Annotated in this window: 16 protein-coding genes; 4 read left to right on the plus strand and 12 right to left on the minus strand. The window is 54.0% G+C overall.

Features of this window, described 5'->3' with window-relative positions; translation table 11 throughout:
- Window positions 1–46: 46 nt before the first annotated feature.
- From sdhB to sdhC, 4 genes are read right to left on the minus strand one after another with little or no spacing between them, the layout of a single operon-like run.
- Window positions 47–763, minus strand: a complete 717-nt coding sequence (sdhB, locus tag ABIE10_RS07690) for a succinate dehydrogenase iron-sulfur subunit SdhB (protein WP_003022921.1) — start codon at window positions 761–763, stop codon at window positions 47–49.
- A 15-nt stretch (window positions 764–778) separates the two neighbouring features.
- Window positions 779–2545, minus strand: a complete 1767-nt coding sequence (gene sdhA / locus ABIE10_RS07695) for a succinate dehydrogenase flavoprotein subunit (protein WP_003022919.1) — start codon at window positions 2543–2545, stop codon at window positions 779–781.
- Window positions 2545–2892, minus strand: a complete 348-nt coding sequence (sdhD, locus tag ABIE10_RS07700; RefSeq protein ID WP_005122550.1) for a succinate dehydrogenase membrane anchor subunit — start codon at window positions 2890–2892, stop codon at window positions 2545–2547. The genes sdhA and sdhD overlap by 1 nt, the downstream gene beginning before the upstream one ends.
- Window positions 2886–3290 (minus strand): succinate dehydrogenase cytochrome b556 subunit, encoded by a 405-nt coding sequence (gene sdhC, locus ABIE10_RS07705; protein WP_016152282.1) that lies wholly within the window; start codon window positions 3288–3290, stop codon window positions 2886–2888. The genes sdhD and sdhC overlap by 7 nt, the downstream gene beginning before the upstream one ends.
- Before the next feature lie 437 nt (window positions 3291–3727).
- On the opposite strand from sdhC, the gene ABIE10_RS07710 reads away from it, so the two are divergent.
- The 3 genes from ABIE10_RS07710 (at window position 3728) to ABIE10_RS07720 (ending at window position 6491) form a co-directional block, all read left to right on the plus strand.
- Window positions 3728–3781, plus strand: a complete 54-nt coding sequence (locus ABIE10_RS07710) for a hypothetical protein (RefSeq protein ID WP_418135082.1) — start codon at window positions 3728–3730, stop codon at window positions 3779–3781.
- Between the two features lie 206 nt (window positions 3782–3987).
- Window positions 3988–5271, plus strand: a complete 1284-nt coding sequence (locus ABIE10_RS07715) for a citrate synthase (RefSeq protein ID WP_016152281.1) — start codon at window positions 3988–3990, stop codon at window positions 5269–5271.
- A 173-nt stretch (window positions 5272–5444) separates the two neighbouring features.
- Window positions 5445–6491: an AbrB family transcriptional regulator gene (locus ABIE10_RS07720; protein ID WP_429155196.1), complete on the plus strand. Its 1047-nt coding sequence runs from the start codon at window positions 5445–5447 to the stop codon at window positions 6489–6491.
- Here the strand turns inward: ABIE10_RS07720 and nei are convergent.
- From nei to ybgI, 8 genes are read right to left on the minus strand one after another with little or no spacing between them, the layout of a single operon-like run.
- Entirely contained in the window at window positions 6488–7279 is a 792-nt protein-coding gene (gene nei / locus ABIE10_RS07725) for an endonuclease VIII (protein WP_429155198.1), read from the minus strand. The two genes, ABIE10_RS07720 and nei, sit on opposite strands and share 4 nt — an antisense overlap.
- A 14-nt stretch (window positions 7280–7293) precedes the next feature.
- A complete protein-coding gene (gene pcp / locus ABIE10_RS07730) occupies window positions 7294–7938 on the minus strand; it encodes a pyroglutamyl-peptidase I (RefSeq protein WP_016155998.1) in 645 nt (214 codons plus the stop codon).
- Window positions 7939–7947: 9 nt separating this feature from the next.
- Window positions 7948–8943: a DUF979 domain-containing protein gene (locus ABIE10_RS07735; protein ID WP_016152277.1), complete on the minus strand. Its 996-nt coding sequence runs from the start codon at window positions 8941–8943 to the stop codon at window positions 7948–7950.
- On the minus strand, window positions 8940–9662 hold the full coding sequence (locus ABIE10_RS07740) for a DUF969 domain-containing protein (protein ID WP_019076288.1): 723 nt from the start codon (window positions 9660–9662) through the stop codon (window positions 8940–8942). Before ABIE10_RS07740 ends, ABIE10_RS07735 begins: the two co-directional genes overlap by 4 nt.
- A gap of 55 nt (window positions 9663–9717) precedes the next feature.
- Complete coding sequence (pxpA, locus tag ABIE10_RS07745) at window positions 9718–10452, minus strand: 5-oxoprolinase subunit PxpA (RefSeq protein ID WP_053388605.1); 735 nt, start codon at window positions 10450–10452, stop codon at window positions 9718–9720.
- Window positions 10442–11374, minus strand: coding sequence for a 5-oxoprolinase subunit PxpC (gene pxpC, locus ABIE10_RS07750; RefSeq protein WP_429155201.1), 933 nt, complete (start codon window positions 11372–11374; stop codon window positions 10442–10444). The genes pxpA and pxpC overlap by 11 nt, the downstream gene beginning before the upstream one ends.
- Window positions 11368–12024, minus strand: coding sequence for a 5-oxoprolinase subunit PxpB (gene pxpB / locus ABIE10_RS07755; RefSeq protein ID WP_046274709.1), 657 nt, complete (start codon window positions 12022–12024; stop codon window positions 11368–11370). Before pxpB ends, pxpC begins: the two co-directional genes overlap by 7 nt.
- A 15-nt stretch (window positions 12025–12039) precedes the next feature.
- On the minus strand, window positions 12040–12783 hold the full coding sequence (gene ybgI, locus ABIE10_RS07760; protein WP_181221912.1) for a radiation resistance protein YbgI: 744 nt from the start codon (window positions 12781–12783) through the stop codon (window positions 12040–12042).
- A gap of 289 nt (window positions 12784–13072) precedes the next feature.
- Between ybgI and dtpD the strand changes: the two genes are divergently transcribed.
- Window positions 13073–14554: a dipeptide permease DtpD gene (gene dtpD, locus ABIE10_RS07765; protein ID WP_016152272.1), complete on the plus strand. Its 1482-nt coding sequence runs from the start codon at window positions 13073–13075 to the stop codon at window positions 14552–14554.
- Window positions 14555–14559: the final 5 nt, after the last annotated feature.

Here is a 14559-nt window from a genome sequence, read left to right on the forward strand (position 1 = left end):
TTTCCCTGCACGGCCGGGGAATCTCTTCCCCGGCAACTACAAATACTTATGCACTACGTTTGAGCAGCATCGACTTAATATGACCGATGGCGCGCGTCGGGTTCAGCCCTTTAGGACATACGCTGACGCAGTTCATGATGCTATGACAGCGGAATACGCTGAAAGCGTCACTTAAACCTTCCAGACGGCTGTCGGTCTCGGTATCGCGGCTATCAATTAAGAAGCGATACGCGGCCAACAGGCCTGCCGGGCCAATAAACTTGTCCGGGTTCCACCAGAATGATGGGCAGGACGTTGAGCAGCATGCACACAAAATACATTCATACAGCCCATCGAGCTTCTCACGCTGCTCTGGCATTTGTAAATGCTCACGAGCCGGAGGATTTTTCCCATTATTCAACAAGTAAGGCTTAATCTTCTCATACTGTGCGTAGAATTGCCCCATGTCTACCACCAAATCGCGCACAACCGGTAAACCTGGCAGCGGGCGAATGACAATTTTCTTGCCCGGCTGATTCAGCGCAGAAATAGGTGTGATACAGGCCAGTCCATTTTTGCCGTTCATGTTCAGACCGTCGGAGCCGCAGACCCCTTCACGGCATGAGCGACGAAACGACAGCGACGGATCTTTTTCTTTCAGCTGCATCAACGCATCCAGCAGCATCATGTCGCGCCCTTCTTCCGCCTCCAGGGTGTAATCCTGCATGCGCGGAGCGTCGTCAACATCCGGGTTATAGCGATAAACTGAAAACTCGAGTTTCATTGTCCTGTCTCCGCATTAATAAGTACGAATCTTCGGCGGGAATGCCGGGCGCAGCTTCGGTTCCATATTGACTTGACGTCGCGTCATGGATTCCGACTCTGGCAGGTACAGGGAATGGCACAGCCAGTTTTCGTCATCACGTTCCGGGAAGTCGAAGCGGCTATGCGCGCCACGGCTTTCGGTACGGAAGTTTGCAGATACTGCAGTGGCGTACGCGGTCTCCATCAGGTTATCCAGCTCCAGACACTCAACGCGCTGGGTGTTGAACTCGCTGGAGGTATCGTCCAGACGGGCATTTTTCAGGCGTTCGCGAATCGCTTTCAGCTCTTCCAGGCCCTTCGCCATCGCATCGCCTTCGCGGAATACCGAGAAGTTATGCTGCATACATTCTTGCAGCGCTTTACGAATTGCCACCGGATCTTCACCGTTACGGTTACCGTTCCAGCGATTCAGACGCGCCAGAGAAGCGTCGATTTCATCTTCGGTTGCATCCAGCAGGTCACCCTGCTCTGCGATAGATTCCTGCAGATGCAGGCCTACGGCACGACCAAATACCACCAGGTCAAGCAGTGAGTTGCCACCCAAACGGTTAGCACCGTGAACCGATACGCAGGCGATTTCACCGACCGCAAACAGCCCTGGGATCACCACATCTTCGCCCTGCTCATTCACGGTCAGCGCCTGGCCGGTGACTTTGGTCGGAATACCGCCCATCATATAGTGGCAGGTTGGGATAACCGGGATCGGCTCTTTCACCGGGTCAACGTGAGCAAAGGTACGGGACAGTTCGAGAATACCCGGCAGACGGGACTCCAGCACTTCTTTACCCAGGTGGTCGAGTTTCAGTTTGGCGTGCGGCCCCCACGGACCGTCGCAGCCGCGACCTTCGCGGATTTCGATCATGATGGAACGCGCCACCACGTCACGACCCGCCAGGTCTTTCGCATTCGGGGCATAACGCTCCATGAAGCGCTCACCGTGTTTGTTCAGCAGGTAGCCACCTTCACCACGACAGCCTTCTGTTACCAGAACACCCGCGCCAGCGATACCGGTTGGGTGGAACTGCCACATCTCCATATCCTGCACCGGCACGCCAGCGCGGATAGCCATACCGACGCCGTCACCGGTGTTGATGTGGGCGTTGGTGGTGGACTGATAAATACGGCCAGCACCGCCGGTCGCCAGCACGGTTGCGCGGGCTTTGAAGTAAACCACTTCACCGGTTTCAATACACAGCGCGGTACAACCAACAATCGCGCCATCGGCATTTTTGACCAGATCCAGCGCATACCATTCGGAGAAGATGGTGGTGTGGTTTTTCAGGTTCTGCTGATACAGCGTGTGCAACAGCGCATGGCCGGTACGGTCTGCCGCTGCCGCGGTACGTGCCGCCTGCTCGCCGCCGAAATTCTTCGACTGGCCGCCAAACGGACGTTGATAAATTGTGCCATTATCGAGGCGAGAGAACGGCAGCCCCATGTGGTCCAGCTCCAGAATCGCTTCCGGACCGGTTTTACACATATATTCAATAGCGTCCTGGTCACCAATGTAGTCCGACCCTTTCACGGTGTCGTACATGTGCCATTCCCAGTTATCTTCATGGGTATTACCGAGCGCAACGGTGATGCCACCTTGCGCAGATACGGTATGGGAACGGGTTGGGAACACTTTGGAGAGCAGCGCACAGGTCTGACCGCTCTGGGAAATTTGCAGCGCCGCGCGCATACCTGCGCCGCCGGCACCAATCACAACAGCATCAAATTCTCTGACTGGCAGTTTCATTACACACCCCACACCACAACAAATCCATAAATGACGTAAACCACCAGCGCAACGACGATAGCCAGTTGCAGAATCAGGCGCACGGCCAGCGGTTTAACGTAGTCGGTCAACACCTGCCACATGCCGATCCAGGCATGAATCAAGATGGAGAAAAGAGCCAGCAGGGTGAAGACTTTGGTGAATGCCGATGAGAAGAAACCGGTCCAGACTTCAAACGTCAGTTCGCCGCTGGTGGCGAAGAAGCCGACCATATAGATGATGTATAACGTCAGAACGATAGCGGTAGCACGGACCAGAATGAAGTCATGTACGCCGTTGCGTCCTAATGCGGAGGCGTTGCTTACCATACGAGGACTCCTGCGAGAAGTGAAAGCACGACAATGATAACGAAACAAATTTTGGCGGAACGTGTCCCTGCTTCGAGGGTTTCTTCGATATAGCCAAAATCCATCAACAGATGGCGAATGCCCATTACGGCGTGATATGCCAGCGCAATCAGGATCCCCCACAGAATTAACTCCACAAAGAAGTTATTCATAATGGATGACGCCGCGAGGAAACCTTCAGGGGAGGAAAGGCTGGTACCCAATAACCACAACAGAATCCCGACCGCCACGAAGGTGATCACTCCGGATACGCGATGGAGAATGGACGCTATCGCCGTGATTGGGAACCGGATCGTTTGTAGATCCAGATTGACAGGTCTTTGTTTTTTCACATTTCTTATCATGAATAACGCCCACATGCTGTTCTTATTATTCCCTTTGGACTTCGGGTACAGAAGATGAAGACACCTGTAGCCTGAAAGACGACGGGATTTCCTTCCTCCGGTCTGCGTGCGGGTCAGACAGCGTCCTTACTATAACTACGCGTCATATAAAACACTGCTTCCAGATGCTAAAACGACACGTTACAACGCTGGTTGGCTCGGGATTGCAGGGTATTCCGGAGACCTGGCGGCAGTATAGGACGTTCACAAAATCATTACAATTAACCTACATATAGTTTGTCGGGTTTTATCCCGAACAGTGACATAGGTCACGATAACAACATTATTTTAATTTTTAACCATCTAATTTGACAATCATTAAACAAAGTTGTTACAAACGACACCAGAAAAAGCATATAATGCGTAAAAGTTATGGGGTCACTCTTTCACCGGACATTTAGTTATGTAACAGTGTGGAAGTATTGACCAATACAGTCAGGACAGTTATTAGTGATAGACAGGTTTAATAATTCGGATTGCTAAGTTCTTGATTTGCAGTTTATTCGCCATGAAAAGACCGTTTTACCTGCAAGCGCCCATAGCTCTGTACCCAGGTTATCCCCTCTTTCGCAGAGCGGCGAGCCAAATAACAAACTGGTAACGGTTCATTGATGTACGAAGGCAAATGTGAGTTCCAGCAGTCTTAAGCAATAAGGCGCTAAGGAGACCGTAAATGGCTGATACTAAAGCAAAAATCACTCTAAATGGTGACTCTGCTATTGAACTGGATGTGCTGAAAGGTACGCTCGGTCAAGATGTTATTGATATTCGTAGTCTTGGCTCAAAAGGGATGTTTACTTTTGACCCAGGTTTCACCTCTACCGCATCCTGCGAATCCAAAATTACTTTCATCGACGGTGACGAAGGTATTTTGCTGCATCGCGGCTTCCCGATTGATCAGTTGGCGACCGAGTCAAACTATCTGGAAGTGTGTTATATCCTGCTGTACGGCGAAAAACCGACGCAGGAGGAGTACGACGAGTTCAAAACCACAGTCACTCGCCATACCATGATCCACGAACAGATCACCCGCCTGTTCCACGGTTTCCGCCGCGACTCTCACCCGATGGCCGTTATGTGTGGTGTTACCGGGGCGCTGGCTGCGTTCTACCACGACTCGCTGGATGTGAATAATCCGCGTCACCGTGAAATCGCCGCCTTCCGTCTGCTGTCCAAAATGCCGACCATGGCAGCGATGTGCTACAAATATTCCATCGGACAGCCGTTCGTGTACCCGCGTAATGACCTCTCCTACGCCGGTAACTTCCTGAACATGATGTTCTCCACGCCGTGCGAAAAATACGAAGTGAATCCGATTCTGGAACGCGCAATGGACCGTATCTTGATCCTGCACGCTGACCACGAACAGAACGCCTCAACCTCTACCGTTCGTACCGCCGGTTCTTCTGGCGCTAACCCGTTTGCCTGCATCGCGGCCGGTATTGCTTCCCTGTGGGGACCAGCACACGGCGGCGCAAACGAAGCTGCGCTGAAAATGCTGGAAGAAATCAGCTCTGTTAAACACATTCCGGAATTTGTTCGCCGCGCGAAAGACAAGAATGATTCCTTCCGCCTGATGGGCTTTGGTCACCGTGTTTATAAAAACTATGACCCGCGCGCCACCGTCATGCGTGAAACCTGCCATGAAGTACTGAAAGAACTGGGCACCAAAGATGATCTGCTGGAAGTGGCGATGGAACTTGAACACATTGCGCTCAACGACCCGTACTTCATCGAGAAGAAACTCTACCCGAACGTAGATTTCTACTCCGGCATCATCCTGAAGGCGATGGGTATTCCGTCTTCCATGTTCACCGTTATCTTCGCCATGGCGCGTACCGTGGGCTGGATTGCACACTGGAACGAAATGCACACCGACGGCATGAAAATCGCTCGTCCGCGTCAGTTGTACACCGGCTACGATAAGCGCGATTTTAAGTCTGATATTAAGCGTTAATTGTCTGCCGGATGGCGCCAGCGCCTGTCCGGCTTACAGCCATTAATTCTCCCGGGTCGGACAAGGCATTGAAGCCACAATCCGACCTGTTTTTTTGATGCATATTATTTTATTCTCATCATGCTTTCTCTATGATTTACTGAGATTTCCGTCATTTCACTCAGGAGCATGGGATGCCTGTTTTGCAGTGGAGCCTGTTGTTTCTGCTATCGCTCCTTCTTTCCCTGTTCTTTTTGTTTATACACCTTCCAGGACCGCTGCTGCTCGGTTCGATGATCGTCGGCATCATATTCAGTATGCGCGGCATCTCACTGAACCCTCCCCGCTGCACATTTCTTGGCGCGCAGGCGATTCTCGGCTGCATGATTGCCCAAAACCTGACGGGCTCAATCTTGACGACCCTTACGGCCCACTGGCCGATGGTGATTATCATCCTGCTGACGACCCTTATCAGCAGCGCGGTAATCGGCTGGCTGCTGGTTCGCTACAGTAACCTACCGGGAAACACCGGTGCATGGGGCTCGTCACCTGGCGGTGCGGCGGCAATGGTGGCGATGGCGCAGGAATATGGTGCCGACATCCGGCTGGTGGCGTTTATGCAGTATCTGCGCGTACTGTTGGTGGTTGGTGCGGCGGCACTGGTCACCCGAGTGATGATGGGCGACCAGGCCCAAACGGTCAGTGAGCAAATCGTCTGGTTTCCGCCACTGAGCAGCAATCTGTTCAGTACCCTGGCGCTGGCCGCCGTTGCCGGTACGGCCGGGCGTCTATTGCGTATTCCCTCTGGCGTCATGTTGCTACCGATGTTGGCAGGCGCATTGCTGAATGCTGGTGGCGTGATGGCGATCGAACTGCCGGAATGGCTGCTGGCGATTGCCTATATGGCCATCGGCTGGCAAATCGGCCTGGGTTTTGACAAGCAGATCTTTTTAATGGCGTTGCGCCCCTTACCGCAAATCCTCTTGTCCATTTTTTCACTGATGGCGATCTGCGCCGCTATGGCCTGGGGACTGGCGCATTACATGCAGATAGATTTTCTTACCGCCTATCTGGCGACCAGTCCAGGCGGCGTGGATTCTGTTGCGGTGATTGCCGCGGGGAGTCACGCCGATATGGCGCTGATCATGGCAATGCAAACCCTGCGGCTATTCAGTATTTTATTGACTGGCCCGGCGGTGGCGCGGTTTATTTCGCTACACGCGCCAAAGCATCCCGCTTAGTGCTGACATCCCGGACACCAGTAAAAGGGTCGTGAAGAGAGCGTCGTTTTTTCGATGATTCCGCCACAGCGCTCACAGGCTTCACCATCCCGGTGAAAGACCTTAAAGCGAAACAGCGCGCCGTGATGTTTATTCTCATCCACCAGCCCGCGGGTGTTATAGGACAAACGAGGAATATCAAGCAGCGCATGCGCCAGCGCATCCAACTGCTCATCTCCGAGCATCGACGCTTTATGCTGCCCGGTCAGCCCTACCTGCCAGAGAATCTCTACCCGCAGGTAGTTACCTAATCCCGCCAGAAACGCCTGGTCCAACAGCAGGCCAGAAAACTGGCGATTGCGAAAACGCGGGGATAACAGACGCGCTTTCACGTCATCGGGCGTTAAACGTAAATCCAGGACGTCCGGCCCAACCCGTTGCAGGAACGGGTGGGTAGCGAGCTGTTCCGGCGTCAGCATGTCGATATCAGAGGCGCTATAGAGCAGAATAGTTTTGTCGTGTGTTTGCAACCTGACACGCAGAACCCGCGAAGTCTGCGGTATTTTGCCGGTATCCACCACTCGCCACACGCCATAGAGCTGATTGTGGCTGTACAGCGTCAATCCATTAGAAAAATGGGTCAGCAATGCTTTACCCCGCGTTTCAAGCTGGGTAACACTCTGCCCAATCAGTTGAGATTGATACGGTTTTAGCTGATCAAAGGCAAACCAGACATCGGTCAGGGGTTTGCCTTTGACTGCCGCCTCCAGGTTATCCGCCGCGCGGCGGATCTCCGGGCCTTCAGGCATAATACTGTCCTTTTTTAATGTGTTGCACCGCCCGTCACTGCGATATCACTCTCCACCTGCAACGCGGTGGCAATCGCAACTTCCAGCGCCCGGCGCACCGTGTCCGCTGCCATACTTGGCGCCCCGGGATGCTGTGCAGCCTGTTGCGGTAAATAAGGGATATGAATAAATCCTCCCTTCACCGCCGGAACGTCACGTAGTTTATGCAGCAGGCCATACATCACGTGGTTACAAACGAAAGTGCCCGCGGTCTGGGAAACCGAAGCCGGAATTCCCGCGTTGCGCATGGCAACAACCATCGCTTTGATCGGCAACGAACTAAACCATGCCGCCGGACCATCGGCCACAATCGGCACATCTACCGGCTGTTGACCCTGATTATCCGCAATACGCGCATCGTCAACGTTGATCGCCACGCGCTCCACGGTGACATCCGTGCGCCCCCCCGCCTGCCCCACCGCCAGCACCAGTGATGGCGACAGCGCGTCAATCGCACCATTGAGTACGGCAAGAGACTCGCCAAAGACGCACGGCAGTTGGCGGGCAACGACGCGGCATCCGCCGATGATAGCATTGTCGAGGCCCGAGACCACTTCCCAGGAAGGGTTAACTGACTCGCCGCCAAAGGGTTCAAATCCCGTGATGAGTACTGTTTTCATCCTGTCACCTTACAAGAACATCAGGAAATACATCAGGAACACGTTGACCAGCAACAGCAGTATGCCGGTTGGCACCTGCGCTTTAATCACCGCGTTTTTATCCGGCAGCTCCAGCAGCGCTGCAGGAACAATGTTAAAGTTTGCCGCCATCGGCGTCATTAACGTCCCGCAATAGCCAGAGAACATACCAATTGCCGCCATTACTGCCGGATTGCCGCCGTGCTGCAGCACGAGGATCGGAATACCAATTCCAGCGGTCACGATCGGGAAAGCGGCAAACGCATTGCCCATGACCATCGTCAGCAATGCCATGCCGAGGGTGTACACCGCCACTGCGATAAAGCGGCTATCCACCGCCAGGTATTCTTGCGTTAGCCAGGAAATACCGCTGCCTACGCCCGCTGCCGTAAACAACAGCCCGAGCGTGGCCAAAATCTGCGGCAGGATGAACGCCCAGCCGATGGAGTCCAGCAGACGGCGCGCCTCCTGAATCGGTTGGTGAACCCGCTCATGGGTCATTTTTATCGCCATCGCCAGACCAATCAACGAGCCTGCGGTCATAGAAAAGAGCGTCACCAGCGTGGCGTGATTACCCGGCCCAAACAGCGCATCCTGTAAGCCCGGAATATGGTTGAACATCAGCACGCCAATAACCGTTACCACCGGAATTGCCAGCGCCGGGAAAAACAGGCGGTTACCCAGACGACTGGCGCTTTCTTCGCGCTGTTGCTGCGTTCGTTGATGGTAGCTTCCCAGCTTCACGCCGCCAAAACCGGCGATCAGGGCCAGCACGACCACCGCAACGCCAACGGCAATATGCACCGTGCGTTTGTCGCCAAACAGCGAATATGTCCAGTCGCCAAGCAGAAACAGTACGCCGTATATGCCCCAAAACAGGCCGGTGGTGAAGCGACGCGGGTTCGCTTTGTCCTGCCAGGACATCAGCGCCACAATCAGTAATACCGCTCCCGCCAGCCAGTAGAGATAGCTTTGTTGAAAATTCATTTCGCTTCCCCTTTCGCTGCGGCATTCGCTTTCGCCACCTCACGTTGCAAATAGCTATCCAGACGCCACAGACGCGTACCGTGGATCAGGAATGCACAAATTGCCGTAGGGATCCCCCACAAGGCAATATGCAGCGGTTCGGTCTGGATCCCACCAGACTCCAGCATAAAGTTGTGCATAAAAATGATGGCACCGAAGGCAACAAAGATATCTTCACCGAAGAACAGCCCGACGTTATCGGTCGCAGCTGACATGGCGCGCAGACGATAACGTACCGCCCCTGGTATCTCGCCGTGATTTTTCTCTGCGGCCCCTTCCGCCATCGGCGCCAGCAGCGGACGCACCATCTGCGGATGCCCCCCCAGACTGGTCAACCCTAACGCAGCGGTCGCTTCGCGAATGAACAGATAGACAATAAGCAGACGGCCACTGGTGGCGCTGCGGATTTTTGCAATCCACGCCTGAGCACGCTCTTTGAGTCCGTGGCGTTCCAGCAGGCCAATCACCGCCAGCGGGATCAGCAGGATAAATGGCAGGTTGCGGGTGTTAAGAAAACCTTCACCCAGCTTCTCAAGGATAGTGGCTACCGGCATATGCGCCGCCAGCCCCGTGACGATCCCGGCAATAATGACCACCAAGACCGGGTTAAAACGTAAAAGAAATCCGACCACGATGACGGCGATCCCCGTCAATGGCCAGAGAGAAATTACCTCTCCCATAATTCAGTCCTGTATATGTTGTTGTGTAATATATTATTGTTTTATATGAATAAATTTATGCGCTAATTTGAATATTGCATGCATTGAATGCGGCTCGCAAGCGACGGGCAAAAGCGAGTGCGTGCTCACCATCCCCGTGAATGCATACCGTCTGGGCTGTCACGCTCGCCCACGTTCCACTCTGGCTTTTTACTCTGCCGGATTGCACCATTTCTAGCGTTTGCGCCAGCGCCTGCTCTTCATCCTCAATCAATGCGCCCGGTTGGCTGCGCGGCACCAGACTGCCATCCGCCTGATAACCCCGATCGGCAAAAACCTCCTGACGTGTTACCAGACCATAGCGTTCTCCGGCACGAATCAGTTCGCTTCCCGCCAGCCCTACCAGAACCAGCGACGGATCGCAGGCATACACCGCTTGAGCAATAGCATCCGCCAACTGAGGATCTTTCGCCGCCTGGTTATAAAGCATACCGTGCGGTTTAACATGACGCATTACGCCGCCCTGCGCACGCGTGATGGCAGCCAGCGCACCAATTTGATACAGCGTCTGCGCATACACCGTTTCCACAGGCAGGGTCATGGCGCTACGGCCAAAATTTTCCCGATCCGGAAAACTCGGATGCGCACCTATCGCTACGCCATTTTTTAGCGCTTCGCGCACGCTTAAAAGCATCGTCTGCGCATCACCGGCGTGAAACCCACAGGCGATGTTGGCTGATGACACCAGTTGCAGCAGCGCTGCATCGTTAGGGCATCCCTCACCGAGGTCTGCGTTGAGATCAATTTTCATTGTTAAGTCGCCATGTTAACTGTTCCAGATAACGCTGCCGATCCTGGCGCGCCTTAAGCGCTTCCTCCAGCGAACACTGCACAAAATGAATCGGCTGGCCGAGCGGGATCTGCGCCAGATGATACATATCTGCTTCGATGATACAGGCGATACGCGGATAGCCGCCCGTCGTCTGAGCATCGTTCATCAGCACGATGGGCTGACCATTATGCGGAACCTGCACTACGCCAGGGAGCAAACCATGCGACAATAGCTCGCGATCGGTCGTGCGCTTCAGCGACTGCCCCTGCAAGCGATACCCCATACGGTTGCTTTGCGGACTCAGCTGCCACGGGGAGCGCCAGAAAGAAGCCTGCGATACTTCGTCAAACTCCTGGTATTCAGGCCCGGGGAGCGCACGAATGTGGTTGCCCCACATCAGCTGTTTTACGCCCTGCGGCCCGCTGAATTGCCGGGTCGATGCGCCAATTGGCAGCCGATCGCCATCGCGCAGCAGACGCCCTTCCAGCCCGCCAATTCCGACTTTGAGATCGGTACTGCGCGACCCCATTACTTCGGGCACATCAAAACCGCCCGCTACCGCCAGATAGCTGCGCATGCCGTGATGTGGACGTTTTAGCGTCAGACGCTGCCCGGCTTTCACCGGCAGCCGCCATCCGCTCCATACGGGAGTACGATCCAGGTGCGCTTCACATCCCGCTCCGGTCAGGGCAAACCAGCCATCGGTTTCAAATTCCACCACCAGTTGCCCCAGTGTGATTTCCAGCGCAGCGGCATTCGCATCATTACCCACCAGCAGATTAGCAACGTTCAGCGCCGGTTTATCCAGCGCGCCACAGTGACTGATTCCGGATTGACGAAAACTATGGCGTCCCCCGTCCTGTACTGAGGTGTACATGCCAGCGCGAATGATGTTTAACATATCCCCTCCTTCTGCGGGACAAAACGCACGGTATCGCCAGCCCGTAACAGAATCGGCTCCTGCCGTTTTGGATCAAATAACGCAACGGAGGTACGGCCAATCAATTGCCATCCACCTGGCGTGGAAAGCGGATAGACCCCCGTTTGGGATCCGCCAATACCCACAGAACCTGCCGGAACAAGCAGACGCGGTTCCGCACGCCTCGGAGTATGGAGCGGTTCAGGTAAGCTCCCGAGATAGGGAAATCCCGGCTGAAAACCGATAAACCACACCACATAATCAACCGACGCATGAAGTTCGACGACCTGCTTGTCGCTTAATCCACTGTGCCGGGCGACCTCAGCCAGATCGGGGCCGAACTCACCGCCATAGGTCACGGGAATTTCAATAAAGCGCGAGTCCGGCTCCAGCGCCTCACTCTCTTCCCACCAGCGCTGCAGGCGTTCAATCGCATCCAGCGCCAGCGTTTTCGGGTCGCGCAGGGTAACCGTGATATTGTTCATTCCCGGAATAGCTTCCAGCACATTCGGGGCATCAACCAGACGCTGGGCCAGACGCCAGATGCGTTTCTGAGTCGCCAGCGTAATGGGAGGTTCCAGCTCAAGAACCACCGCACTTTCACCTAACAGATAACAACGCGCTCGCTGCACTTTCGTCCCTCTTTATTACGCTGGATTAGGAATATCGATAAAGGTTACGTCCAGATCGGTATTTTCATTCAGCCATTCGCTCAATGCGCGAATGCCGCCGCGTTCGGTCGCATGGTGACCAGCAGCATAAAAATGCAACCCTTGCTCGCGGGCTGAGTGAATGGTTTGCTCTGAAACTTCACCGGTGATAAAGGCATCGACACCAAACCGGGCTGCGCTATCAATGAAACTCTGCCCCCCCCCTGTACACCAGGCGACGCGCTGAACTTTTTCCGACCCGGTATCACCGCACCATAACGGTTTACGGCCTAAACGCGCTTCAATCCACGATGCCAGCTCCAGCCCCGGAACCGGCATGGAGAGTTCTCCCCATGGCACCAGCGGCTCGATTTCACCCATGACGGTGATCCCCAACAGCGCTGCCAACTGCGCGTTATTACCCAGTTCCGGGTGAGCATCCAGCGGCAGGTGCCAGCCATACAAGTTGATATCATTTTCCAACAGCGTTTTCAGACGATGGCGCTTCATACCGCGAATAACCGGAGATTCGCCTTTCCAGAAATAACCGTGATGAACGATGACCGCATCCGCCTGCAGGCGTACCGCCTCGTCCAGTAACGCCTGACTTGCGGTCACGCCGGTCACGATTTTATGCACCGTCTCTTTGCCCTCAACCTGCAAACCATTCGGCGCATAGTCGCTAATGGCGGCGCTGTTCAGTTTGTCGTTGATCAGTTGTTCCAGTTCGGTGTTTTTCATCATCGTCCTCGTAGTCATAAATTCTGCCTGCCCAATCAGCAACACAGCTTAGGTTAAAATAGCGTTCCCGCTTGCGTTCGTCGATAGACATTTCACTGACACATCAAGAAACAATCACACCCACTTTGAACGCAATTTGCTTACCCCCACGCGATCTAATTCATGTATATTTATGCAATCAGACAGCATATTGCAAAAATAATCAGATCTGTATCAAAGTTAAAACTTTAAGGAAACACACTCGCGCAGCACGTTCAGCCTGTCGCGAGGCATTTACTTCGAGAAAATAATGAATAAACAAGCATCTCAACCACGGGCGATTTATTACGTCGTTGCGCTACAAATTTGGGAATACTTCAGTTTTTACGGCATGCGTGCATTGCTGATCCTGTATCTCACTAACCAGCTTAAGTACGACGATAATCACGCATATGAACTGTTCAGCGCCTACTGCTCGCTGGTCTACGTCACGCCCATACTTGGGGGATATCTGGCCGATAAAGTGCTCGGCAATCGAATGGCGGTGATGATCGGCGCATTTTTAATGGCGGTGGGGCATCTGGTATTGGGCGCCAGCGAAATGGCCCCGGCGTTCCTTTATTTGTCGCTGGCGATTATTGTCTGTGGCTACGGTCTGTTTAAATCCAACATCAGTTGCCTGTTGGGCGAGTTGTATCAGCCTGAAGACCCTCGCCGTGACGGTGGATTCTCTCTGCTCTACGCTGCCGGTAATATTGGTTCAATCATCGCGCCCATTGCCTGCGGCTACGTGCAGGAAGAGTACAGCTGGGCGATGGGCTTTGCGCTGGCGGCGATTGGCATGCTGGCGGGGCTGGTGATTTTCGTATGCGGTAATCGCCATTTCGCCCATACCACCGGCGTCAACAAGGCCGTCTTGTGTGCGAAAAAATATATGCTGCCAAACTGGGCCTGGTTGTTAGTTCTGCTGGTTGCAGCACCGCTGCTGATTACCGTTCTGTTCTGGAAAGAGTGGTCCGTTTACGCACTGATCGTTGCTACTGTTATTGGTCTGGCGGTTCTGGCGAAGATTTACCGCCAGGCGCAGACCCAGAAACAGCGCAAAGAGCTGGGGCTTATCGTTACATTGACCTTCTTCAGTCTGTTGTTCTGGGCCTTTGCTCAACAGGGCGGCAGTTCGATTAGCCTGTATATTGACCGCTTCGTTAACCGAGATATTCTGGGATATTCCGTCCCTACCGCGATGTTCCAGTCGGTTAACGCCTTTGCCGTTATGCTGTGCGGTATCGTGCTGGCCTGGGTGGTCAAAGAAAGCGTTAGCGGTAATCGTACCGTACGTATCTGGGGTAAATTTGCCCTTGGCCTCGGTTTAATGAGCGCCGGATTCTGTATTCTGACCTTGAGCGCCCGCTGGTCTGCGGCTTACGGTCACTCTTCCATGCCGCTGATGGTATTGGGGCTGGCGGTCATGGGCTTTGCCGAGCTGTTTATCGATCCGGTGGCTATGTCTCAGATTACACGTATCGAGATCCCAGGAGTGACCGGCGTATTAACGGGTATTTACATGCTGCTTTCCGGGGCCATCGCTAACTACCTGGCCGGCGTTATCGCCGATCAGACCTCACAAGGTTCGTTTGACTCAGCGGGTGCTATCAACTATTCCATCAATGCATATATTGATGTCTTTAGCGAAATAACCTGGGGCGCGCTGGCCTGTGTGGTGCTGGTACTGCTGATTTGGCTGTACCAGTCGCTGAAGTTCAGAAATCGTCCGCTGGCGGTAGAGTCCTGAGTTTA

It is taken from the genome of Citrobacter sp. 506, from assembly GCF_050434985.1.
GTDB classification, from domain to species: domain Bacteria; phylum Pseudomonadota; class Gammaproteobacteria; order Enterobacterales; family Enterobacteriaceae; genus Citrobacter; species Citrobacter braakii.